Source organism: Sulfuritalea sp. (genome assembly GCF_031426875.1).
GTDB lineage: Bacteria > Pseudomonadota > Gammaproteobacteria > Burkholderiales > Rhodocyclaceae > Sulfuritalea.
On the sequence record NZ_JASJPC010000021.1, the window covers coordinates 176,840 to 199,544 of the forward strand.

Annotated in this window: 21 protein-coding genes; 16 read left to right on the top strand and 5 right to left on the bottom strand. The window is 64.2% G+C overall.

The window, feature by feature from the left end; genetic code table 11:
- The first annotated feature begins 41 nt into the window (after window positions 1-41).
- From RMO95_RS10380 to RMO95_RS10430, 11 genes are all read left to right on the top strand, one after another.
- Complete coding sequence (locus RMO95_RS10380; RefSeq protein ID WP_310450547.1) at window positions 42-764, top strand: cytochrome c family protein; 723 nt, start codon at window positions 42-44, stop codon at window positions 762-764.
- Window positions 765-830: 66 nt separating this feature from the next.
- Window positions 831-1,514 carry a molecular chaperone TorD family protein gene (locus RMO95_RS10385; protein WP_310450548.1) on the top strand — a complete coding sequence of 228 codons (684 nt, stop codon included), beginning with the start codon at window positions 831-833 and terminating at the stop codon, window positions 1,512-1,514.
- An 8-nt stretch (window positions 1,515-1,522) separates the two neighbouring features.
- Window positions 1,523-2,449, top strand: coding sequence for a chlorite dismutase family protein (locus tag RMO95_RS10390; RefSeq protein ID WP_310450549.1), 927 nt, complete (start codon window positions 1,523-1,525; stop codon window positions 2,447-2,449).
- 83 nt (window positions 2,450-2,532) lie between these two features.
- Window positions 2,533-3,138 (top strand): NapC/NirT family cytochrome c, encoded by a 606-nt coding sequence (locus RMO95_RS10395; protein WP_310450550.1) that lies wholly within the window; start codon window positions 2,533-2,535, stop codon window positions 3,136-3,138.
- 60 nt (window positions 3,139-3,198) lie between these two features.
- A complete protein-coding gene (locus RMO95_RS10400; protein ID WP_310450551.1) occupies window positions 3,199-4,023 on the top strand; it encodes an ethylbenzene dehydrogenase-related protein in 825 nt (274 codons plus the stop codon).
- Between the two features lie 149 nt (window positions 4,024-4,172).
- Window positions 4,173-5,537 carry a peptide-methionine (S)-S-oxide reductase MsrA gene (msrA, locus tag RMO95_RS10405; protein ID WP_310450552.1) on the top strand — a complete coding sequence of 455 codons (1,365 nt, stop codon included), beginning with the start codon at window positions 4,173-4,175 and terminating at the stop codon, window positions 5,535-5,537.
- A gap of 148 nt (window positions 5,538-5,685) precedes the next feature.
- On the top strand, window positions 5,686-6,354 hold the full coding sequence (locus tag RMO95_RS10410; RefSeq protein ID WP_310450553.1) for a hypothetical protein: 669 nt from the start codon (window positions 5,686-5,688) through the stop codon (window positions 6,352-6,354).
- Between the two features lie 24 nt (window positions 6,355-6,378).
- A complete protein-coding gene (locus RMO95_RS10415) occupies window positions 6,379-7,407 on the top strand; it encodes a metal-dependent hydrolase (protein WP_310450554.1) in 1,029 nt (342 codons plus the stop codon).
- Window positions 7,408-7,410: 3 nt separating this feature from the next.
- Window positions 7,411-8,388, top strand: a complete 978-nt coding sequence (locus RMO95_RS10420) for an ABC transporter permease (RefSeq protein ID WP_310450555.1) — start codon at window positions 7,411-7,413, stop codon at window positions 8,386-8,388.
- Between the two features lie 112 nt (window positions 8,389-8,500).
- Window positions 8,501-10,111 (top strand): ABC transporter permease subunit, encoded by a 1,611-nt coding sequence (locus tag RMO95_RS10425; protein WP_310450621.1) that lies wholly within the window; start codon window positions 8,501-8,503, stop codon window positions 10,109-10,111.
- On the top strand, window positions 10,108-12,108 hold the full coding sequence (locus tag RMO95_RS10430) for an ABC transporter ATP-binding protein (RefSeq protein WP_310450556.1): 2,001 nt from the start codon (window positions 10,108-10,110) through the stop codon (window positions 12,106-12,108). Before RMO95_RS10425 ends, RMO95_RS10430 begins: the two co-directional genes overlap by 4 nt.
- Before the next feature lie 593 nt (window positions 12,109-12,701).
- On the opposite strand, the gene RMO95_RS10435 is transcribed toward RMO95_RS10430, so the two are convergent.
- Both RMO95_RS10435 and RMO95_RS10440 read right to left on the bottom strand, forming a co-directional pair.
- Window positions 12,702-12,932, bottom strand: coding sequence for a BrnA antitoxin family protein (locus tag RMO95_RS10435; protein WP_310450557.1), 231 nt, complete (start codon window positions 12,930-12,932; stop codon window positions 12,702-12,704).
- Between the two features lie 7 nt (window positions 12,933-12,939).
- The gene (locus RMO95_RS10440) at window positions 12,940-13,206 is read right to left on the bottom strand and encodes a BrnT family toxin (RefSeq protein ID WP_310450558.1); all 267 of its coding nucleotides are present in this window, start codon (window positions 13,204-13,206) and stop codon (window positions 12,940-12,942) included.
- Between the two features lie 68 nt (window positions 13,207-13,274).
- On the opposite strand from RMO95_RS10440, the gene RMO95_RS10445 reads away from it, so the two are divergent.
- Entirely contained in the window at window positions 13,275-13,667 is a 393-nt protein-coding gene (locus RMO95_RS10445) for an HlyD family efflux transporter periplasmic adaptor subunit (protein WP_310450559.1), read from the top strand.
- Here RMO95_RS10445 and RMO95_RS10450 read toward each other — a convergent pair.
- The 3 genes from RMO95_RS10450 to gloB all read right to left on the bottom strand — a co-directional run bounded on the left by RMO95_RS10450 (window position 13,664) and on the right by gloB (window position 18,051).
- On the bottom strand, window positions 13,664-15,019 hold the full coding sequence (locus RMO95_RS10450; protein WP_310450560.1) for a transglycosylase SLT domain-containing protein: 1,356 nt from the start codon (window positions 15,017-15,019) through the stop codon (window positions 13,664-13,666). The two genes, RMO95_RS10445 and RMO95_RS10450, sit on opposite strands and share 4 nt — an antisense overlap.
- 121 nt (window positions 15,020-15,140) lie before the next feature.
- Entirely contained in the window at window positions 15,141-17,246 is a 2,106-nt protein-coding gene (locus tag RMO95_RS10455) for a caspase domain-containing protein (protein WP_310450561.1), read from the bottom strand.
- Window positions 17,247-17,271: 25 nt separating this feature from the next.
- Window positions 17,272-18,051 (bottom strand): hydroxyacylglutathione hydrolase, encoded by a 780-nt coding sequence (gloB, locus tag RMO95_RS10460; protein ID WP_310450562.1) that lies wholly within the window; start codon window positions 18,049-18,051, stop codon window positions 17,272-17,274.
- Window positions 18,052-18,078: 27 nt separating this feature from the next.
- On the opposite strand from gloB, the gene RMO95_RS10465 reads away from it, so the two are divergent.
- Genes RMO95_RS10465 through RMO95_RS10480 form a run of 4 tightly spaced genes read left to right on the top strand, consistent with a single transcriptional unit; the run spans window position 18,079 to window position 22,696 of the window.
- The gene (locus RMO95_RS10465; RefSeq protein WP_310450563.1) at window positions 18,079-18,801 is read left to right on the top strand and encodes a class I SAM-dependent methyltransferase; all 723 of its coding nucleotides are present in this window, start codon (window positions 18,079-18,081) and stop codon (window positions 18,799-18,801) included.
- Window positions 18,798-19,235 (top strand): ribonuclease HI, encoded by a 438-nt coding sequence (rnhA, locus tag RMO95_RS10470; RefSeq protein ID WP_310450564.1) that lies wholly within the window; start codon window positions 18,798-18,800, stop codon window positions 19,233-19,235. Before RMO95_RS10465 ends, rnhA begins: the two co-directional genes overlap by 4 nt.
- A 3-nt stretch (window positions 19,236-19,238) precedes the next feature.
- Window positions 19,239-19,949 carry a DNA polymerase III subunit epsilon gene (gene dnaQ, locus RMO95_RS10475; RefSeq protein ID WP_310450565.1) on the top strand — a complete coding sequence of 237 codons (711 nt, stop codon included), beginning with the start codon at window positions 19,239-19,241 and terminating at the stop codon, window positions 19,947-19,949.
- A 50-nt stretch (window positions 19,950-19,999) separates the two neighbouring features.
- On the top strand, window positions 20,000-22,696 hold the full coding sequence (locus RMO95_RS10480; protein ID WP_310450566.1) for an ATP-binding protein: 2,697 nt from the start codon (window positions 20,000-20,002) through the stop codon (window positions 22,694-22,696).
- Window positions 22,697-22,705: the final 9 nt, after the last annotated feature.

The following is a 22,705-nucleotide window of genomic DNA, read 5'->3' on the forward strand; positions in this document are numbered from 1 at the left end:
CGCCACCCCCGCTATTTTCCTGAACCCAGATACTTTCCAAAATGAATATCAAGCTTCTCGTCATTGGTGGCTGGCTGTTGGCGGCCATCTCGTTTGCGACGCCCGTCGGTGCCCAGACTCCGGAATACACGGGCAATCGCGTTTGCACCAAATGCCATTTTTCGCAGGGCGACGCCTGGCGTACGAGCGCCCACGCCAAGGCATTCGACTCGCTCAAGCCCAATGTCAAGACTGCTGCAAAAACCAAGGCTGGACTCGATCCGGCCAAGGATTACAGCGTGGATCAGAATTGTGTCGCTTGCCACGTGACTGGTCACGGCGAAATCGGTGGTTACAAGACGGGCATGAATCCGGATGATGCCAAGTTGGTGGTCGGGGTGAGTTGCGAGTCGTGTCATGGCGCGGGAAGCATCTATCGCAAGGCGCACGGCGAGGCAGTCGATAAGCTGAAAAGCTCCGGTATCGCCACCGATCGCCAGCTACTGGTCGAGGCGAAGCAGAACTTCGACTACGAAAAGGCCTGTGCCCGGTGCCATCTCAATTACCAAGGTTCGAAATGGGCCGGGGCAAAGCCGCCCTATACCCCATTTACGCCAGCCGTCGATCCCAAGTACCAGTTCGACTTCGACAAGGCGGTGCGAGTCGTCGGCGACAAGAATCCAGCTCACACACATTACAAGCTGCGCGGCGTGTTCAAGGGCGGGACCGTTCCGGCGATCCGGGCCGAGATTCAGCAGAATGCGCTGGAGGAACCCGAGGAATGAGAGCCGGGAACTTCCTGACGCGGACCGACCAACGATGCAATCGAAAATTACCTGGACGGAATAATCATGAATGAAATGATCTCAGCGATCAACATCAGCCGAATCGAGAACACGATGGCACGAAACCGCATTTATGCGTTGCTTGCCATGGGCTTTCGTTATCCCGACGAGGAGAGCTTCTCGCAAATGGCGGATGGGTCGTATGCAGAAGCAATTGCCGCTGCTCTTGATGTGTGCGCGGCGGACTTGACTGTCTATTTCCGGGAAAGTCTGGCGCCTGTTCTGCAGGCAACAAGCTCCCGCGAGGAGCTGGAATCCGCCTACCTCAGCGCCTTCGAGACGAACATGCCGGAGCCGAGCCTGTCGCTGTATGAGGGAAGCCACCATCTGCAGGGCAACAAGCCAGGACTGCTGCTTGAACTCAAGGGCTTCTATCGAACTTTCGGCCTGTCCATGGCGGACTCGGAAAACGATCTGGAGGATGCGCTGACGGCCGAACTCGAATTCATGCAATTCCTGACCGCCAAGCAGGCACAGGCCGAGGAAGGTGCGCTGGACAAGTCGCCGTATCTGCGGGCGCAGCGGGATTTTCTGCAGCGCCATCTGGCCGTTTGGCTACCGGCATTGCAGGCGGAAGCGGAGGGAAAGCTGAAGCACGCCTTCTATCGGGCGCTCACCGTGCTGGCCAATGATTTTGTGGCTTTCGACGTCAAGGCGGTAGCGCGCGATGTCGCAAGTCTCGATGGGTAATTTGGCAAGTGATCAAGCTGACGACCAGGCTTGGATCCATGCCGCCAACATTTTTAGAAGATTATCGACAAACTGTAAAGGAGCTAGTTATGACCAGGAAATACATTAGGCGCTCGCGCGCGACCGTGGTGATTGGTGCGGCAATTGCCGCTCTGGCGGCCGGGATCCCTTCATTTGCAGCCGCCCAGCAGCCGGCCGGCGAGAACATGATGATCGAACGGGCCAAGATTCTCGTCCAGCCAGGCGTCTTCGGCGTCTTCACCATGTTCAAGCTGCGGCCGGAGTGGTTCAGCGTGCCCGCAAAAGAGCGTATGAAAGCAGCTGCCGAAGTCAAGCAACTGATCGAAAAGCACAAGAACAACGTGCTGGTCGATGCCTATCTGACCCGTGGCCTGGAGACTGGCTCCGACTTCTTTTTCCGCGTTCATGCCTATGATCTGGCCAAGGCCCAAACCTTCATGCGCCAGTTTCGCTCGACAGGGATCGGCAGGAATGCCGAGGTCTCCGAGACGCTGGTTGGTCTGACGAAGCCCTTGAACTACATCACCAAGAGCGATTCGCCCGGCCTTAATGCTGGCCTGAGTTCGGCCAGTTACACGGGACCGGCTCCTCGCTACACGGTGGTGGTTCCTGTGAAGAAGAGTGCCGAGTGGTGGAATATACCGGTCGACCAGCGGCTGCGGGAAATGGAAGCCCATACGGCGCCGACACTGGCCTATCTGGTGAATGTCAAACGCAAGCTCTATCACTCCACCGGGATCGACGACACCGATTTCATCACCTACTTCGAGACAAACGACCTTGCCGCCTTCAATAACCTGATGATCTCGCTGGCCTCGGTCCCGGAGAACAAGTATCACGTTCGCTGGGGTAGTCCTACGGTGCTGGGAACGATCCATAGCCCGGAAGACGTCTTCAAAGCCTTGGCGGAGTAACTTGGGCAATTCGTCGGACCACCCGGCTCCAGCGCAACTGGGGCCGGAGTGTGCATCGCATCCCGGAAGATTGAAATCTCCAAATGACAGATAACGACAACAGGCCGGGCGCACTAGCCGGACTGTGGGCAACATTGCGCCAACCCAGTTCGAAGTATTCCCTGCTGACCATCGTTGTGATCGCCTTTTTCGGTGGCATCACGTTTTGGGGCGGGTTCAACACCGGGATGGAAGCCACCAATTCCCTTGAATTCTGCATCGGCTGTCATGAGATGCGCGATAACGTCTATCAGGAATACAGGAAGACCATCCACTACACCAACCGCACCGGCGTGCGCGCCATCTGTTCCGACTGTCATGTGCCGAAGGACTGGACGCACAAGATGGTCCGCAAGATCCAGGCGAGCGGCGAGGTCTGGGGCAAGATCACCGGCAGCATCAGCACTCCCGAGAAGTTCGAGGCCAAGCGTCTGGAGCTGGCCGAGCATGAATGGGCGCGGATGAAGGCCAACGATTCGCGCGAATGCCGCAACTGCCACAGCTTCGAAGGCATGGATGTCGAGAAGCAGAAGTTGCGCGGTTCGAAGATGCACAAGATCGGCATTGCCGAGAAGAAGACCTGCATCGACTGCCACAAGGGTATCGCCCACACGAAACCCAAAGGGATGAAGGAAGATGACGACGAGTGAGTCATCGTTCCGATCGAGTCGAGTTCAATTTCCAAGCGCAATATTTCGAAGGGGCATCAAATGAGCAAGTCCATCGTTCCCGTGGCAGTCGCGGGCATCCTGTGCGCACTGGGTTCTCTGGCGGCGGTCGCAGCGCCCGACTGGAGCAAGGTGCCCAAGCGTGACCTCCACGTTTTCCATGCCGGCGTCACGCCGATTGAATGGGCGACCAAGAAGTCCGATCACAGCGGGTCGGCAGGTATGCGCAAGGGCGAAACCTGCGCCGGCTGCCACGAGGAAAAGGGCGCCCTGAATTTCAATTTCAAGCGCTTGGCCGACAAGGAACTGGAGCCCAAGGGCGCACCGAAGACCATGACCTTCCCGCTCGGGTTCCAGGCCGCTTATGACAAGGACAATCTCTATATCCGCCTCAGCTTCAAGGCCCCTTCCGGTGGCGCAGACAAGGGCGACAAGGACAACGAGGTCAAGGCGACCATCCTGTTCGCGGACGCCAAGGTTCCGCAAGCGGCGCAGTACGGCTGCTGGCAGACATGTCACACGGACGCCCGCAGCATGCCCGGCGCCGACGACAAGAAGACCAAGTACACGAAGGAAGGCGCCTATGAACTGGTGCAGTGGGCCAGCAAGGGCAACAAGGTGTCCGACGGCAGCGTCACCACGGAACGCAAGATGAGCGGCGGCGGCACCGGCGCCAAGGCCGAAGCCAGCAAGAGCGGCGATACCTACACCGTCACCTTCATGCGCAAGAACCCGGGTGAAGGCAAGGCGCTGCCTTTCGGCATTGCGATCCATGCTGACAACTCCCATGGGCGGTTTCACCACGTTTCGCTCGGTTACACGCTGGGCGTCGGTGTCAATGCCGATATTTCCGCGGCGAAGTTCTGAATTCAATGTTGGCCGCATTCTTCCGTCATTTGATGAAATTGAGCGGCTAGTGGGCTTATTTGCTCGCCTCGGCCCAAAACGAATCCGGTTGATTGGAGGTCGGCTGTTACTTACACAGGCGAAACCTTGCCATCCTAGCCAATGGCGATATGACGAAGAATTGTTGTGTCGACAAGGTCGCCCTGAAAGAGCGGCCCGACTGCTGTTGCGTCTTGATTGTCGTCGCATCGACGCCGACTTTTCCTGCCATGACCCGATTCCTTAGATTTATTCTCGTTCTGGGGTTGCTGAGCTTGAATGCGCTGGCTACCGCGGCCGACACCATCGTGCTGGGCATGGGTTGTTTTTGGGGTGCGGAAAAGCGCATGAGCGAGTTGTCCGGCGTCATTGATGTCGAGGCCGGCTACGCCAACGGCGACATCGGCGGCGAGTATGACGCTGTTTTGGCTCTCGAACGTGCCTTGCAGCGAGGCCAAACCAGCAAACGCAACCATGCCGAAGTGGTCAAGGTCACTTTTGAGCCGGCAAAAGTCGGTCTCGAGACCGTGCTGAAGCGTTTTTGGGAAAGCCATGATCCGACGCAGGGCAACCGACAGGGCAATGATATTGGCACGAACTACCGTAGCGCTATTTACACGAACAATGCGGCGCAACAGGCTATCGCCCTGAAGTCCCGAGACACCTATCAGGCGGCGTTGACGAAGGCCGGCTACAGGACCATCACCACCGAAATCGCGCCACTGAAACGATTCTTTTTGGCCGAAACCTATCACCAGGATTACCTGAAGAAAAACCCCAATGGTTACTGCGGTCTGGGCGGCACCGGTGTGCGTTATCCCGGTACGCCGCAAGCCGCGGCAGCAGTCTCTCTGGATATCCGGCCGCTGGATGCGAAGGCCTTGAATTCACGACGCCAGCTGATCGTATTCGAGGCGGCGGATTGCGCCTACTGCAAGCAATTCGAGACCGAGATTCTCGACCGCTGGAAATCGGAAGTCGCAGTGGCGCGCACTTTCAGCGCTCAGCCACCTGTAAGTTGGGCTTTGGAAAAGGCCCTGTTCGCCACACCCACCATAGTCCTGTTCGAAAACGGCAAGGAGGTCTCGCGCTTCACCGGATACAACGGCGACAAACCGCGCTTCTGGAAGTGGCTGGGCTTTCATCTGCTTACGCCGAAGCAACAGAAAATTGCCTTTGAGCGGGGCACCGAACGCCCGGGTACCGGTTCGCATCTCGACGAAAAGCGCGCAGGAACCTTCGTCGATCCGATCACCGGCGCGCCGCTGTTCCGCAGCGATGCCAAGTTCGACAGCGGCACGGGCTGGCCGAGTTTCTTCAACCCGTTGCCGGGTGCCCTGACCGAGCATGTTGATTCTTCCCATGGTACGCGTCGTGTCGAGGTCAGGAGCTCCAGTTCAGGGATCCATCTGGGCCATGTCTTCGACGACGGCCCGCCGCCGACCGGCAGGAGGTATTGCATCAACGGCAATGTGCTGAAGTTCGTGCCGGACTGACACGTCCTAGGTTTGGTCGCCCAAGTCTTCGTTCAAATCTGGCAATGTTGGCGAAACTTGAGGCGACGATAGCGCGTGCTTCCCATTGCACTCGTTCAATCGTGAGGTGCGCCCAATTTGGGTGATGGGCTGCATAATCGCCCGAATCATGAAGCAAACGCGACAACTCACTCCCGGCGCCTCCCTGTTGTTCGGCCTGCTGTTCGTCGCCAGCGGCATTTTCCCCATGCTGGCCGCATTCGACATCGGGCCGCTGGGCCGCGAAGACATACAGGGTCCGCCCTGGCTGGGCTTCGTCGCCGGCGGCATTTTCGTCGCGGCGGGCCTGGCGATCATCGCCGGGCCGCGGGCGCTCCTGGTGAACAGCCTGTTCGCCATCCTGGCGCTGGCGGGGCTGGCGGCGCTGGGCAACTGGGTGGCTTTCGGCGCCGGCGAGCGCGTCTGCTCGGGCAGCCTGGCGCTGCCCTGGCTGTGGGGCGAAGGCGATTTCTCCGGGCTGGCTTGCCGCATCCCGTTCGGCCTCGGCGCCGTCATTACCGATGCCTTCCTCTGCTGGATGATCGTCGCGACGCTGCAAAAAGCCCTCGGCGGCCCGCCGCGGCTGGCAGGGCTGTTGAAGGCGGCGCAATGGCTGATCCTGGCCAGCCTGCTGCCGATCCTGCTGCCGCTGCTCATATTCCTCCTCGCGGGAGTCGCCCTCGGGGCGGTCAAAACCCGCGTCACCACGGGCGCCTGGCCGCGCAACGAGGGCTTCGTCGCGCGGCAGAAGGCCAAGGGTCTGCTGCGCGGTTTCGGTCCGAAGCGTCCGATGGAATGAAGTGAGAGGCTCTATCATTCGCGCATGGACATCCTGACTCACGCCGTGATGGGCGCGGCGCTGGCGAGCGGCGTGGCGGCGTTGCGCCATCGCGGCGAAGAGTTGGCGTTGGCGACACGGCGCAGCGCGGCCATCGTCGGCGCCGCCGGCCTGCTGCCCGATGCCGACGCGCTGATCCAGAGCGGCAACGATGCGCTGCTGGTGCTCGATTACCACCGCCATTTCACCCACGCCCTGGCCTTCGTGCCGGCAGGCAGCCTGATCGCGGCGCTGCTGCTGTGGCCGCTGCTGCGGCGGCGCATGGGTTTCGGCGCGCTCTATCTGTATGCGCTTGCCGGTTACCTGCCGCATCCGCTGCTGGATGCCTGCACCAGTTACGGCACCCACCTGTGGCTGCCGTTTTCGGAACGCCGGGAAGCCTGGAATTTGATCGCGGTGGTCGATCCGCCGTTCACGCTGCTGCTGGCGCTGCCGCTGTTCTTCTTCCTGCGCCGGCCCGATTCGCAGGCGTTGCGCTGGGGGCTGGTGCTCGGACTGGCGTATTTCGGCCTGGGCTTTTTCCAGCAGCAGCGGGCGCAAACCGCGGCGACGGAACTGGCGCTGGCGCGCGGCCATCAGGCCACGCAGTTGTCGGTCAAGCCTTCGATGGCCAATCTGGTGTTGTGGCGTTCGCTCTATGTCCATGACGGGCGGGTGCAGGTCGACGCCTTTCATCTGGGATCGAGTCTGCGCCACTATCCCGGCGCTTCGGCGCCGCTGCTCGACGCGGCCGGCGCGCGGCAGGTCGCGGCGGGTGAGGCGCGGCGGCTGCAGGATATCGAGCGCTTCCGGGTGTTTTCCGACGGCTTCCTGGTGGTCGATCCGCGGCGTCCGGGCTTTGTCGGCGACGCGCGCTATGCCATGCAGCCCACCGCGATCGCGCCGATCTGGGGCATAGCATGGCGCGGCGCCGGGGCGGCGACGGAATTCGTCAGCCATCACGACTTTTCGCCCGCGATGCGCCGCGATTTTTTCGCTATGCTGCGGGGCCGCGAGCTTGCCGCGACCCGATAACCCATGCTGGCCTACATCATCCGCCGCCTGCTGTATGCGATCCCGATCCTGATCGGCGTGAATCTGTTGACCTTCGCCCTGTTCTTCGTCGTGAACACGCCCGACGACATGGCGCGCATGCAGCTCGGCGTCAAGCGCGTGACGCCCGAGGCGATCCAGAAGTGGAAGGCCGAGCGCGGCTACGACCAGCCGCTGGCGTGGAACTCGGCGGCGGCAGGCGGCGCCAAGCTGACCGAAACGATTTTCTTCAGCAAGTCGGTGCGCATGTTCGTCGGCGATTTCGGCCGCGCCGACGACGGCCGCGACATCGCGCGCGAGATTGCCACGCGCATGGGGCCGAGCCTGGCGATTGCCGTGCCGACCTTCGTCCTGGGACTCTTCGTGGCGATTTCCTTTGCGCTGCTGCTGGTGTTCTTCCGCGCCACGGCGCTGGATATTTCGGGCGTGGTGCTGTGCGTGGCGATGATGTCGATCTCCGGCCTGTTCTACATCATCGGCGGCCAGTGGCTGGTGTCCAAGGTCTGGCACCTGGTGCCGATCTCGGGCTACAGCGGCGGCTTCGACGCGGCGAAGTTCCTCATCCTGCCGGTGATCATCGGCGTGATCGGCGGCATCGGCGCATCGACGCGCTGGTATCGCACCATCTTCCTCGAAGAAATCAGCCGCGACTACGTGCGCACCGCGCGCGCCAAGGGCCTGCCCGAGCGCGTGGTGCTGTTCCGCCACGTGCTGAGGAATGCCCTGATCCCGATCCTGACCGGCGTCGTGGTGGTGATCCCGACCCTGTTCATGGGCAGCCTGCTGACCGAATCCTTCTTCGGCATTCCGGGCCTGGGCAGCTACACCATCGACGCCATCAACGCCCAGGATTTCGCCGTGGTGCGTTCGATGGTGTTCATCGGTTCGGTGCTCTACATCGTCGGCCTGTTGCTGACCGACCTGTCCTACACCCTGGCCGATCCGCGGGTGCGGCTGCAATGACTGCAAGACCGTTAGCCACAGAGGACACAGAGATCACAGAGGAAAAGCCCCAAGCCTTTCTCTGTGCCCTCTGTGTCCTCTGTGGCTCAAAAAGGTTTTCCGCGTGAGCGGCATGCCCATGCAGCCCGTGCTGCTCTGGTCCGACGCGCTGCTGTTCGTGCTGATCGCGGCGATAGTGGCGCTGACGCTCTGGGCGCGGCGCCAGGACGCCCTGCGCGCGGCCTGGGGGCGCGTGCTGAAGGACGGCATGGCGATGGCGGCGGCGACGGTGCTGGCGGTGTTCGTGCTGATCGGCCTGCTCGATTCGCTGCACTACCGGGCGCGCCTGCCGGCGCAGCCGGGGGCCGAAGCACGCTATGCGGTGGAAGTGCACTCGGCGCTCGATGCCTTGTTGTCGGACATGCGCCAGCGCAGCGAGAAGACTTATTCGGCGCCGCTGGCGACCCACTTGTTTGCCCGGGAGGCGCTGGAGAATTCGACGCAGCGCGAATTCCCGCGGCTCAAGCATGGTGGCGCGCATCTCGGCGCGGACCTGTCCGGTCATGAGTTCGACATCGCCGTGCGCGTCTCGCGCGGCTGCGCCGGCGGAATGCTGGTCTGGCTGCTGCTGGTACTGGCGGTTCGCTACCTGGGGCCTGTAGGGCCGACTTCAGCCGGCCAGGGTGGATGGCCTGTAGGGCCGGCTTCAGCCGGCCAGGGAGGATGGTCTGTAGGGCCGGCTTCAGCCGGCCAGGGAGGATGGCCGACTGAAGTCGGCCCTACGGTCGGCCCTACGGTCGGCCCTACGGTCGGCCCTACGGTCAGTCCCACGGTCAGTCCCACGGTCAGTCCCACGGTCAGTCCCACGGTCAGTCCCACGGTCGGCCACCGACGTTCACTGCAGCAATTATTGAAAGTTGGCGCTGGCGGTACGGCGACCGGCGCGGTGCTGGTCACGCTGCTGCCGATCCTGCTGCTGTTCGGCATCGCGATCGCGGTGGGCGGCGGCTACCACGTCTTCGGCACCGACAAGGTGGGCCAGGACGTGCTCTACCTCTCGCTCAAAAGCATACGCACCGGCTTGCTGATTGGCACGCTGACGACGCTGGTGATGCTGCCGCTGGCGGTGCTGCTCGGAATACTGGCCGGCTACGTCGGCGGCTGGGTCGATGATGTGATCCAGTATCTCTACACCACGCTCTCCTCGATCCCCGGCGTGCTGCTGATCGCGGCCGCGGTGCTGATGATGCAGGTGGTGATCGATACTCATCCCGAGTGGTTCGCCACTTCGGCCGAGCGCGCCGACGCGCGTCTTTTGGCGCTCTGTCTGATCCTCGGCATGACCAGTTGGACGGGTGTCGCGCGCCTGCTGCGCGGCGAGACGCTGAAGCTGCGCGAGCTGGAATTCGTCCAGGCGGCGCAGGCCTTCGGCGTCGGGCGGTTTGCCATCATGCGCCGCCACATCCTGCCCAACCTGATGCACATCGTGCTGATCGCACTGGTCATGGATTTCTCCGGCCTGGTGCTGGCCGAGGCCGTGCTGTCCTACGTCGGTGTCGGCGTCGATCCGAGCACGATATCGTTCGGCACCATGATCAACACCGCGCGCATGGAACTGGCGCGCGAACCCATGGTCTGGTGGTCGCTGGCGGCGGCCTTCAGCCTCATGTTCGCCCTGGTGCTGGCCGCCAACCTGTTCGCCGACGCGGTGCGCGACGCCTTCGACCCGAGGTCGTCGGCATGAGCATTCTCGAAGTACGGGATCTGGCCATCCACATCCGCGAAGCGCGCCCGGTCGATGGCATCAGCTTCGACATCGCCGCCGGCGAGTGCTTCACGCTGCTGGGCGAATCCGGCTGCGGCAAGTCGATGACGGCGCTCGGTCTGATGCGTCTCTTGCCGGCCGCGGCCCGGGTCGTCAGCGGCAGCGTGGGCTTCGAGGGCACGGATCTGCTGGCCCTGCCCGAAGCGGACATGCGCGACATCCGCGGCGGCGGCATCGGCATGATCTTCCAGGAACCGGCGACCAGCCTCAACCCGGTGCTGAGCGTCGGCCGCCAGATCGTCGAGGCGCTGGAACTGCACGCCGGCCTGCGCGGCGCCGCGGCGCGCGCACGCGCGGCCGAGCTGCTCGACCAGGTCGGCATTCCCGATCCGCGGCGGCGCCTCGACGAGTTCCCCTTCCAGCTCTCGGGCGGCCTGCGCCAGCGCGTGATGATCGCCTGTGCCCTGGCCGGCTCGCCCCGATTGCTGATCGCCGACGAGCCGACCACCGCGCTCGACGTGACGATACAGGCGCAGGTGCTGGACCTGCTCGACGAGCTGCGCCGCAAGCAGGACATGGCGCTGCTCTTGATCACCCACGACCTCGGCGTGGTGGCGCGCATGGCCGATCGCATCGGCGTCATGTATGCCGGACAACTGGTCGAGGAAGCGCCGCGCGCAGCCTTCTTTGCCCAGGCCGCGCATCCCTACTCGGTGCGCCTGTTCGCCGCGCTGCCCGATGCCGAACGGCGCGGCGGCCGCCTGGCGACGATACCCGGCAGCGTGCCGGCGGCCGAAGTGCGGCACGTCGGCTGCCGCTTCGCCGACCGCTGCAGCGAAGTCATGGCCGAATGCCGCAGCGCGCCGCCGCCCTGGCGCGAAATCGCCGGCGGCCAGCGCGTGCGCTGTTTCCTGCCGGGCGCCGCGCCGGCAGTCGCCGCAGGAGTTGGCGCTGGCGACACGGCGGCTCACGCCGAGACCAGGCCGCTGCTCTCGGTCCACGACCTGCAGGTGCATTTCCCGATCCGCCGCGGCCTGCTGCAGCGCGCCGTGGGCGCCGTGCGCGCAGTCGACGGCATGTCGCTGCAACTGATGCCGGGACGCACGCTGGCCCTGGTCGGCGAATCCGGCTGCGGCAAGACCACGGCCGGCAAGGCCATGCTGCAACTGATCCGGCCGACCGCCGGCAGCGTGCAACTGGACGGCGTCGAACTGACCACGCGCTCGACCGGCGCACTGCGGCCGCTGCGCGCAAAAATGCAAATGGTCTTCCAGGACCCGTTCGCCTCGCTCAACCCGCGCCTGCGCATCGGCGACATCATCGCCGAGGGCATGCAGGCCCTTGGTATCGGTGGCACCGGCGGCATGGGCGACAGTGGTGGCGTGGGCAGCGACCGCGACACGGCGGCGAAGGTCGGCCCGCTGCTGGAGCAGGTCGGCCTGCGCGCCGACATGGTGAGCCGCTATCCCCACGAATTTTCCGGCGGCCAGCGCCAGCGCATCGCCATCGCGCGCGCCCTGGCGGTCCATCCGCAATTGCTGATCTGCGACGAGCCGACCTCGGCGCTGGACGTCTCGGTGCAGGCGCAGATCCTCAACCTGCTCTCCGACCTGCAGCGCGAGCTGAAGCTGGCCTATCTGTTCATCACCCACAACATCGCCGTGGTGGACTACCTCGCGCACGAGGTGGCGGTGATGTATCTCGGCCGCGTGGTCGAGTACGGCTCGGCGGATGAAGTCCTGCGCTCGCCGCGCCATCCCTATACCAAGGCCTTGCTCGCCGCCGTGCCGCGCGTCGATGGCGCCAAGAGCGAGGTGCCGAAGCTGGCCGGCGACATGCCCTCGCCGGCCAATCCGCCCTCGGGCTGCCATTTCCATCCGCGCTGCCCGCTGGCCGACGAGGCCTGCCGGCAGAGCTATCCGGGCGAAACGCGCTTCGCTGCGACGCAGGTGGTGCGCTGCTTCAAGGCGCAGTAACCAACACGGCACAATGCCGAAATGCTACTTGCGTCGCATATTGGCGAGGTGATACGGTAGTACCCATTCATGCAGGATGGAATGGGTCGACGCCCTGAGTCGGCCGGTCATACGAAGGCGCAAGACTTTGGACCAATTTCGACAGATCGGCATGGCGGTGACCGTCGAAATCAAAACCGGCAAGCGGCGCGTGATCGAGTAATTCCTGAGTCCGCTGTTGCTTACCGGAACGAGGGTTTGAGAGAACGGTGAAGATCGCGAAGAATTCATTCCAAGTCAAATCGATGCCCCGTCCCCGGATCAAGTCCGGGGCAAGCTATTCTTGGCTCGACCCGCAAACTCGGCATTCCGGGCTTGACCCGGAATCCAGCGTTTTCCCTCTGGATACCTGCATGCGCCGGTATGACGAAGTCAAAGCGTGCCTTTCCGGATGCTCCACGTCAACGAGTCGGCGCTCGCCGGCCCGCGGTTTCGACACACCCGGGATTCCGCTTCGCGGCGGGCGAGCGGAATTCCCGACGGACAGAGTCCAGCACGGCGGCCGGGACATTCGTGGCGGCTCCAAATGCTTGTGCGGCCCTCGCGTGGCAATCTCAGGCGGCGTGCAATTCCTCGCGCAGCACCTGACGCAGAGTAGCGATTGTCACGGGCGCATTGCTTTGCGCCAGCGATGCGGAGAGCGCCTCGTTGATCAAAGTCTGGTAGCCCTTTCCTTCCTTCTCTGCGCGTTGGCGAAAGGCTTCCAGAATTGCATCGTTCAGGTAAATCGTGATGCGCGTTTTGCCGGCGGCAGGCAGCACGGCGCCACGTTTGGCCTTGGTCATGTCGTAATTAGCTTTCATAGCATTTCCTTTCGTGGGCAGTGGCCAGTCGTACCGAAATCAGGCGGATGGCCGGTCCGCGTTCCGTCCAGCACATCGCCAGAACCCGGCCAAGTGCGCCAGTACCCACCGTTACAAAGCGCCGCTCCGCAGCCACATCGGTGTCTTCTCGCGTCAACGCCCGCGGGTCAAAAAGCACCGGCTCGGCTTCCGCGAACGAAACGCCATGCTTGCGCAGATTGGCGGCCGCCTTCTTCGGGTCGAATTCGAAACTCACTCGCCGATGATACATATAATGTATGTATTTCTCAAGAAGAGAGTTCACTCGTGTCGAGAATTCACTCCGTGCGCACCGTCGGCGGCGTGGTCACCGCGGCGCAGGCACTGATGGTCAGCCTGCAGAAAGACGACGCACTGGAAGTTGAAGCCTTCCTGGAGGACAAGGACATCGGCTTCGTCAATGCCGGGCAGCAAGCGGAGGTCAAGATTGAGACCTTCCCCTTCACCAAGTACGGCATCATCCCAGCGAGCCTGATCCATGTCTCGCACGACGCCATCAACGACGAGAAGCGAGGGCTGATCTATTCTTCGTCTTGCAACCCCAGGGCACCATGTGTCGCCAATTGCCGCTCGTGCTGCGGGGGTAATGATGACAGGGTGAAGCGGAGAACAGGCTTTGGCCTGTCTTTCCTTATCACTCGGCGGTGCGACGCAGAGGTGCGCTGCTTCAAGGCCTAGCGTCGCTTCGGCTTGACTGCCGGTTTGGCGGCTGGTTTCCTGATCTTTACATTGATCGCGCGCGGCTTGCCGCCGGACTTGCCCTTCTTCCACTTGGTGGCCTTCGGCGGGCTGACCGGCGTTTGCGGCAGGCGGGCGGCGATCGAGTCGTAGCCGATGGCATCCTTGCCCGGTACCAGCAGGGCGAAGCCGGGGACGATCTTGGTCCGCGCGTTTATGCCGTTCAACTGCTTGAGGCGCGCCGCGCTGATGCCGTGGCGCTTGGCGACCGCGTCGAGCTTCTCGCCCTGCTTCAGCTTGTGCGTAAGCCAGGCCGACAGCGGCTTGTCCTGAGCCTCGTGGTTCTGCAGGTTGTCGAGGAAGGTCTGCACCTTGTCGGCCGGCAGCACCAGCGGGCTGTTGGCCGCGGTCGGCATCACCGGGCGGCTGTAGGCGGGATTCAGCGCAATGAACTCCTCCACCGGAATTTCCGCCAGGCGTGCCGCCAACGCGATGTCCATGTTGCCGTTGCGTTCCACCATGCCGAAGTAGGGCCGGTTCGGAATCGGCTCCAGGCGCAGGCCGAACAGATGCGGCTGCGCGATGATGTTCTTGATCGCCTGCAGCTTGGGCACGTAGTAGGCCGTCTCGGCCGGCATCTTGAGGCTGCGGTAATCGGTCGGCAAACCCTTGGCCTGGTTCTTCGCCACGGCGCGGCCGACGGCGTTTTCGCCCCAGTTGTAGGAGGCCAGCGCCAGATGCCAGTCGCCGTGCATTTCGTAGATGTATTGCAGGTAGTCGAGCGCGGCGCTGGTCGAGGCGACGATGTCGCGGCGCTGGTCCAGCCACCAGTTCTGCTCCAGCTTGTAGGTCTTGCCGGTGGCGGGTATGAACTGCCACATGCCCAGCGCGCGGGCCGAGGAGTAGGCCAGCGGGTTGTAGGAGCTTTCGACGATGGGCAGCAGGGCCAGTTCGGTCGGCATGCCGCGCTTTTCGAGTTCGTCGACGATGTGATGCAGATAGCGCCGGCTGCGTTCGAAGACGCGCTGCAGCAGATCCGGCCGGTTCAGGTACCAGGCCTGGCGGTCGGCCACCAGCGGGCTGTCCAGGTCCGGCATCGAGAAGCCGTTGCGCATGCGCTGCCACAGGTCGTCGGGCGGCGTGGTGAGGTCGATGGTCGGGATCGGCGGCAGCTCGTCCTGCACTTCGCGCGAGGGATCGGGCAGCAGGGCCACCGCGGGCGGCGATGCCGGGCTGTAATTCAAGGTCGGCGCGGGCGCCAATTCCGGCGACAACTGGAGTGCCTGCTCGGCGCGTGCGGAGCCGCTCAGCAGAATCAGCAGGATTGGAACGAGGCAGCGAAACAGGGACATTGGGCGGGGCAGGGTAGCAGGCAAGCTGCACGTGAAGGCGGCGCATCTTAGCACCTGCAGCGGCTTCACTTGAGCACCGGGGCGGATTCGGTGCGGCGGATTCCGCCGCTGCGCGCTTCGATCAGCCGGCAACCAGGGTCTGCTGGCGCAAGGCGACCAGTTCCTGCCTTTCGGTCTGGCGGAACTGCCCCTTCTTGTTGCGGACAACCTGTTCGCGCCGGATTGCGAAATTGATACCCGGCACCAGCCATAGCTTGACTTCGAGCCGCTGGTTCTGCGTCAGGTTCCAGCCCGTTCCTTCGATCCGGAAGCTGTCGAAGCTTCCTGCCGGCACGACTATGGTTTCCCTGCCGGTGATATGCATGTCGAAGTAGGCATTCGAAGTCTTGCCGCGCTGGGTGCGATGGAATGCCGCCGTCCATTTCTTGCCCACCTGAAACTCGGCCGGCGTGAATTGCACCGGGGTGTCGAACTCGGCCTGTCCCATCTTGATCGGGTTGCCCATGAGGTCCGTGATCGTGATGCCCTTGTTGTATTCGACGCGGTCGGCGTCGTAATCCACCTGCGTCACGATCACATGGCGGGTCTGTTCCTCGATGCCGGTCAGGATGTCCGAGATGCGGATGGTCGCGGCGTCGCCGACGGCAAATACGCGGCTGAGCGGATAGCGTCCGGCGGAATAGGGGTTGGCCGACGGCGCGATCAGCGTCGGCACGGCGACGCCGGCGCTGATTTCGAGCATCGGTGCGGTGGCTGACGCGGCAACTGGCGCGGCAGTTGGCGCGGTAGCCGGCGCGGTAGCCGGCGATGAAGCGGGGGCCGCCGCCGGCGGCGGCTCCGGCTTGACGCTTGCCGCCGCGGCAAGCTTTTCCCGTTCCAGGCGACGCTGGTCCTCTTCCAGTTGTCTTTGCGCAGCGGCGAGGCGCTCGGCTTCGGCGCTGCGCTGCCGCTCGCGCGCGATTCGTTCCTGCTCCTGGCGGCGCTGGAGTTCGAGGCTTTTCTGCTCGGCCAGACGCCGGCGCTGTTCCTGGGCCTGGAGTTCCGCCAGCTGCTTCTGCTCGGCCGCCTGACGCTGTTCTTCGGCAAGCCGCCGTTGCTCGGCCAGGCGTTGTTCCTCGGCGACGCGAATCCGTTCGCGTTCGATGCGTTCCTGCTCCAGGCGCTGCTGTTCCTCGCGGGCCTTTTGTTCTTCGCGGGCTCTCTGTTCCGCAAGCGCCTGCTGTTCCTCCCGGGCCTTCTGCTCTTCCTGCCGGCGCTTTTCCGCCGCAAGTTTCTCGGCCTCGGCCAGCAGGCGGTTCAGGCGCATCTGGGCAATTTCGGCGAAGCGGCCGTTGGGAAAATTGCGCAGGTAGCCGACCCAGTCTTCGATGGTCTTCGACGACTTGATGCGCGTCCATTCCGTCACGTCGGCTTCGAGCTGCTTTTCGATCTCGGTTTCGCTGAGCTGGCTCGGCCCGCCGTTGAAAATGAACACGTCGCTTTCCAGCGAGGTGGTTTCCCAGGGAATTTGCGCGCCGTGCGAGGCCAGCCGCACGTTCAGTCGCACGCGCTTCAGGGCATCCTCGATGCGGGTGCCGTGCCGTCCCAGTTCGCGCACCAGATGCTCGGTGTAGAGGCCGTTCTGTCCTTCGCCGTCCGAGGCGACGTTGCCCGGTGCCGTGGCATAGGCCAGCAGGCTGCCGACCGGGGCATCGAACTGCGACAGGCCCTTCTGCTCGGGCCGGTAGGCGGCGCCGAAGGGATTGTTGCGGCAAGCGTCGAGAATGATGACGAAGGTCTTGTCCTTGGCGGCATTCAACTGGCCCAGCAGCAGGCTCAGGTCGATGCAGCGCTGTTTCATGTGCTCCTGTTTTTCCACCACGGCGTCCACCGGCAGCAGATAGTTGCGCCAGTCGAGCTGGGCGCCGTGGCCGGCGTAATAGAACACCGCCAGCCGGGTGTCGGCGCGCTTGGCCGCCGCGCCGAAGCGCTCGATGGCCGCCATCATGTCGACGCGCGTGGCGTCGAGCTGCGAGTCCACGCTGAAACCGGCACTGGCAAACAGGCCGCCGACCGCTCGGGCGTCGTTGGTCGGATTGGTCAACGGCGCATTCGCGTAGGCGCTGTTGCCGATGATCAGCGCCAGACGCGAGGCATCGGGCGCGGGAGTGGCGCCCCAGCTGCGGCGCAAGGACAGCGCCGGCGGCAGCGCCGCGAGGGTCTTGATGAAGCTGCGGCGTGTCGTCACGGGGTGGATTCGGGTCGCGGCGGCGTCAGAAGCGGTTCTTCCACTCGCGGATGGCGGCGAAAGTCTCCACCGCGTCGGCCGGCATGTGGCCGAGGCGGCTGGCGGCGGCGGCGCGCACGGCCGGTGCATCCCAGCGCAGGAAGGGATTGGTATCAAGCTCGGTGCGGATGCACGTCGGGATCGTCGCGCGGCCTGCCGCGCGCTCCGCCGCGACGTCCTCGCTGCGTCGCTGCACGACGATGCTGTCGGGTTCGACGGCGACGGCGAAACGCAGGTTGCTTTGGGTGTATTCGTGGGCGCAGTACACGAGAGTTGGCGCTGGCAAGGCGGCGAGTTTGGCGAGCGATTCCTGCATCTGCGCCGGCGTGCCTTCGAACAGGCGTCCGCAGCCCGCGCCGAACAGCGTATCGCCGCAGAACAGCGCGCCGTCATCGCCAAGAGTTGGGCCATAATAGGCGATGTGGCCGCGGGTATGTCCGGGTACGTCGATGATCTCGAATTCGGTACCGATCTGCGGCAGTTCGATGCGTTCGCCGCCGGCCAGCGCCCGCGTCACGCCGGGGATGTCCTCCAGCAGCGGGCCGAAGACGGGAACGGGAAAGCGGGTGACAAGTTCCGCCAGGCCGCCGACGTGGTCGCCGTGGTGGTGGGTGGCGAGAATCGCACAGAGGCGGTCGCCGCTGGCTTCGAGATGGCGCAGCACCGGTGCTGCGTCGCCCGGGTCGACCACCGCGACATGGCCGCCGGCGCGCAGCAGCCAGATGTAGTTGTCGTCGAAAGCGTGCAGGGCGAGTATTTCAATCATGAATCAATTTTCTCCCAACGGGGCGCAATGTCAATTCAGGGTTTCGAGGACTGGTTGAACACCCCGGCCGGCCGGTATGTGCTCGACTGGGAACAACAGAAGCACGACCTGCTGGTGGCGGACATCTTCGGCTTCAACGCCGTGCAGCTGTCCCTGCCCAGCCATCCGTTCCTGCGCGCCAATCGCATGCCGCTGCGCTTTCGTTGCGACGACGGGCGTTACGACGGCGCCTCGGAAGTGCGCTCCGACCTGCATTATCTTCCCTTTGCGGCGAACAGCATCGATCTGGTGGTGATGCCGCATACCCTGGAGTTCGACGCCAACCCGCATCAGGTGCTGCGCGAAGTGGAGCGCGTGCTGGTGCCGGAAGGCCATGTGATCGTCACCGGTTTCAATCCCTTCAGCCTGTGGGGCGCCAAGCGCAGGTTGTCGCGGCGCCAGGCCATGCCGCCCTGGCGCGGGGCGTATCTGAGCGTGCCGCGCCTGAAGGACTGGTTCTCGCTGCTCGGCTTCGAGATGCAGGCCGGCGCCTTCGGCTGTTATGCGCCGGCCGTGACCCAGGAAAAATGGCTGCGCCGCTTTCAGTTCATGGATGTGGCCGGCGATCGCTGGTGGCCGATTGCCGGCGCCGTGTATATCGTCCAGGCGATCAAGCGCCAGCATGGCATGCGCCTGATCACCCCGACCTGGAGCGACCGCAAGGCGCGCGCCAAGGCCCTCGTAACCGTTACGCAAAGAGTGGATCAATGATAGAAATATTTACCGACGGCGCCTGCAGCGGCAATCCGGGCCCCGGTGGCTGGGGCGCCATATTGCGCAAGGGCGACACGGAAAAGGAACTGTTCGGCGGCGAACTGCTGACCACCAACAACCGTATGGAAATGATGGCCGTCATCGAGGCCCTGCGCGCCCTCAAGGGGCCGGTGCAGGCGCGCGTGCATACCGATTCGCAGTATGTGCAGAAGGGCATCAGCGAATGGATCCACGGCTGGAAACGGCGCGGCTGGAAAACTGCCGGCAAGCAGCCGGTGAAGAACGAGGACCTGTGGCGCGAACTCGACCGCCTCGCGGCACAGCACAAGATCGAATGGATCTGGGTCAAGGGCCATGCCGGCCACGTCGAGAACGAACGCGCCGACGTGCTGGCGCGGCGCGGCGTGGATCTCGCCCGCAACGGAGGCTGACCAATGCGCAAGGTCATACTCGACACCGAAACCACCGGGCTGGATTTCCGCACCGGCGACCGTGTCATCGAAATCGGCTGCGTCGAGCTGCGCGGCCGCCAGCTCACCGGCCAGCGCTTCCACGCCTACCTCAATCCCGAACGCGAAATCGATCCGGGCGCGATCGCGATCCACGGCCTGACCAACGAGTTTCTGGGCGACAAGCCGAAGTTCGCCGAGATCGCCGCCGACTTCATGGAGTTCATTCGCGGCGCCGACCTGGTGATACACAACGCGGCCTTCGACGTCGGCTTTCTCAACAACGAGCTCGGACTGCTCAAGCTGGATGGCATCGAGCAACTCTGCCACGAGGTGATCGACACGCTGCGCATGGCGCGTGAAATGCGGCCGGGCAAGAAGAACAACCTCAACGCGCTGTGCTCCGAGTTCGGTGTGGACAATTCCGGCCGCCAGTTGCACGGCGCGCTGCTCGATGCCGAACTGCTGGCCGAGGTTTATCTGGGCATGACGCGCGGCCAGAACTCGCTGGAGATCGAGTTCGACAGCCCGGTCATCGACTACACGGCCGGCGGCACGCGCCAGCGCCCGCCGCTGGTGGTGCTGCGCGCCAGCGCGGATGAGTTGGCCGAGCATGAGCGCGTGCTGGCCGAGATCGCCAAGGAGAGCAAGGGGCGCTGCCTCTGGCGCGATCTTGAGGTGACGCCGCCGGGTTGAGCCGCTGCGGCGGAGTGAGCGACCCAAGTGACCTGCCTGAGTCCTGAACGATGAACTCCGCCCCCGCCTCGCAGAAAGAAGAAGCCGCCGCCCCGCAGCGCAGGACGGCGTTCCGCTTCCGCCTGCTGCGCTATTTCACGATAGCCGGCCTGAGCTCCTTCCTCGTCATCGGCGCCATTCTTTCCTTCCTCCAGGCGCGGGAAGTTGCCTTCTTTGCCGACGTCCAGCGCAGCCAGTCGGCGTTCTTGCGCGAAGTTCAGTCGGATCTGTCCGGCAAGACCGAGCAGACTGCCAGGGGCAGCCTGGTGGCGACGCAGCAGGAGGCCAACGTCAATCTGACCAAGCTGTTTGCCAACATGCTCTGGGACTCCGACTTTGCCCCGTTTGCGACGCGCGTGCAGACGCTGCGGGCCGGAGACTGCCGGGCTGCCGCGCGGCGGGACTGCGCAGCCGAACTGGGCGGCAGGATCCGGGCGCTGCCCGGCTTCGCCGCGCTCGACCGGCGCACCGTCGCCGCCATGCAGGACAGCAGCGTGTTCAAGATCAAGGTCTACGACATGCGCGGGCTGACGATCTATTCCTCGGAACATGCCCAGATCGGGGAAGACAAGGCCGACAACGCCGGCTGGCGTAACGCCGCGGCGGGAAAGACGGCCAGCGAACTCACGCATCGCGACCAGTTCAGCGCCTTCGAGGGCCTGGTCGAGAACCGGGATCTGCTGTCGAGCTACAGCCCGGTGCGCCGTCCCGGCAGCAAAGAGGTGGTCGGCGTGTTCGAAGTTTATGCCGATGTCACTCCCTTCCTGCGCCAGGTGAATGCCAGCTCGGCGCAGATCGCCGGCATCGTGGCGGCCAACCAGGAAAAGATCGAGCAGAGCGCGAAGCGCAACGCGGATAAGGTTGCGGAAAGTTCCATCGAATTGCTCGGCATCGTCGGCGGCGTGCTCGCCATGCTGTTCCTGGCGCTGTTGTTCATCGTGCGCCGCGGTCAAGGCAACATCGACGCCCAGGCCCTGGCCCAGGAACAGGGCGCCGAGAAGGAGCGGCTCTGGCATCGCGAGAGGATGGTGAACATAGCGGCGGTGGCGGCGGCGCAGGAAGATGCCCTGCACCGCCTGCAGCGCATCGCCAGCCGGGTGCCGGGAGTCGTGTACGAATTGCGCCGGCGTCCCGACGGCCGTTCCTGCGTTCCTTACGCCAGCGACGCGCTGCGCGAGATCTACCGCATCGGCCCTGAAGACGTGCGCGACGACGCATCGCCGCTGTTCGCCGCGGTGCATCCGGACGACCTGGCGCAGCACCTGGCCTCGCTCGACGAGTCGGCGGCGAAGCTGACGCCGTGGCACAACGAGTACCGGCTCAGCTTCGCCGCCGAGGCGCCGCTGTGGTTGCTGGGCAACGCCATTCCGCAGCGCGAAGCCGACGGTTCGGTGCTCTGGCACGGATTCATCAGCGACATCACGGCACGCAAACTGGCCCAGGCCGAACTCGACCAGCATCGGCACCACCTCGAGCAACTGGTGTTCTCGCGCACCGCCGAACTGGCGCAGGCCAGGGATGCCGCCGAAGCCGCCAACCGTGCCAAGAGCGTGTTCCTGACCAACATGAGCCATGAACTGTACACGCCGATGAACGCGATCATGGGCATGACCGGCCTGGCCCTGCGCCGGGCGACAGATTCGCGGCAGATCGACCAGCTCGGCAAGAGCATGGCGGCGGCGCAGCACCTGCTCGCCGTGATCGACGACGTGCTCGACATTTCCAGGATCGAAGCCGACCACATGACGCTGGCGGAAAGAAACTTTTCCCTGCCGGACGTGATCGACGAGGTGCTGCGCATGCTGGAGGCGGCGGCGCAGGCAAAGGGACTGCGGCTCGCCAGGGAGATCGACCCCGCGCTGCCCGCGATGCTGCGTGGCGATGCCTTGCGTCTGCGCCAGGTGCTGCTCAATTATGTCGGCAATGCGCTCAAGTTCTCCGACCACGGCGAGATTCGGGTGCGCGCCGACGCCGTCGAGCAGGACAGCCTCAGTGTCCTGCTGCGGATCGAGGTCAGCGACCAGGGCATAGGCCTGAGTGCCGCGCAGCAGGAGCGGCTGTTCAGCGCCTTCAGCCAGGTCGATGATTCCTCCACCCGCAAGTACGGCGGCACCGGGCTCGGCCTGGCCATTTCGAAGCGGATTGCCCGACTGATGGGCGGCGACGCGGGCGTGGCCAGCGAGGAAGGCGTCGGCAGCCGCTTCTGGGCGACTGCGCGGCTGCGGCGTGGCGTCGACGAGGCCGGCACGGTCGCGGAGGATCTGCCGGCGCGGGAAATGTTGGCCCAGGGCTTTGCCGGCACGCGCGTCCTGGTGGTCGATGACGACCTGGTGAGCCGCGAAGTCGCGGTCTTCCTGCTGGAAGACGCAGGCCTGGCGGCGGACGTCGCCGGCAACGGGGCGGCGGCGGTCGAACTGGCGAGCCAGGCCGATTACGCGCTGATCCTGATGGACATGCAGTTGCCGGTCATGGACGGACTCGAAGCCACTCGCGCGATCCGGCTGTTGTCGGGACTTGCGGCGATTCCGATCCTCGCCATGTCCGCCGACGCCAGCGACGAGGATCGCCAGCGCTGTCTCAAGGCCGGCATGGACGACCACGTCGGCAAGCCACTGAAGCCGGAAGTGTTCTATGCAAGCGTGCTGCGCTGGCTGCAGGACACGGCCGCCGCCGATCCGGGCCGGCGCGCCGGCCCGCTTGGGCCATAATTGCCGCTT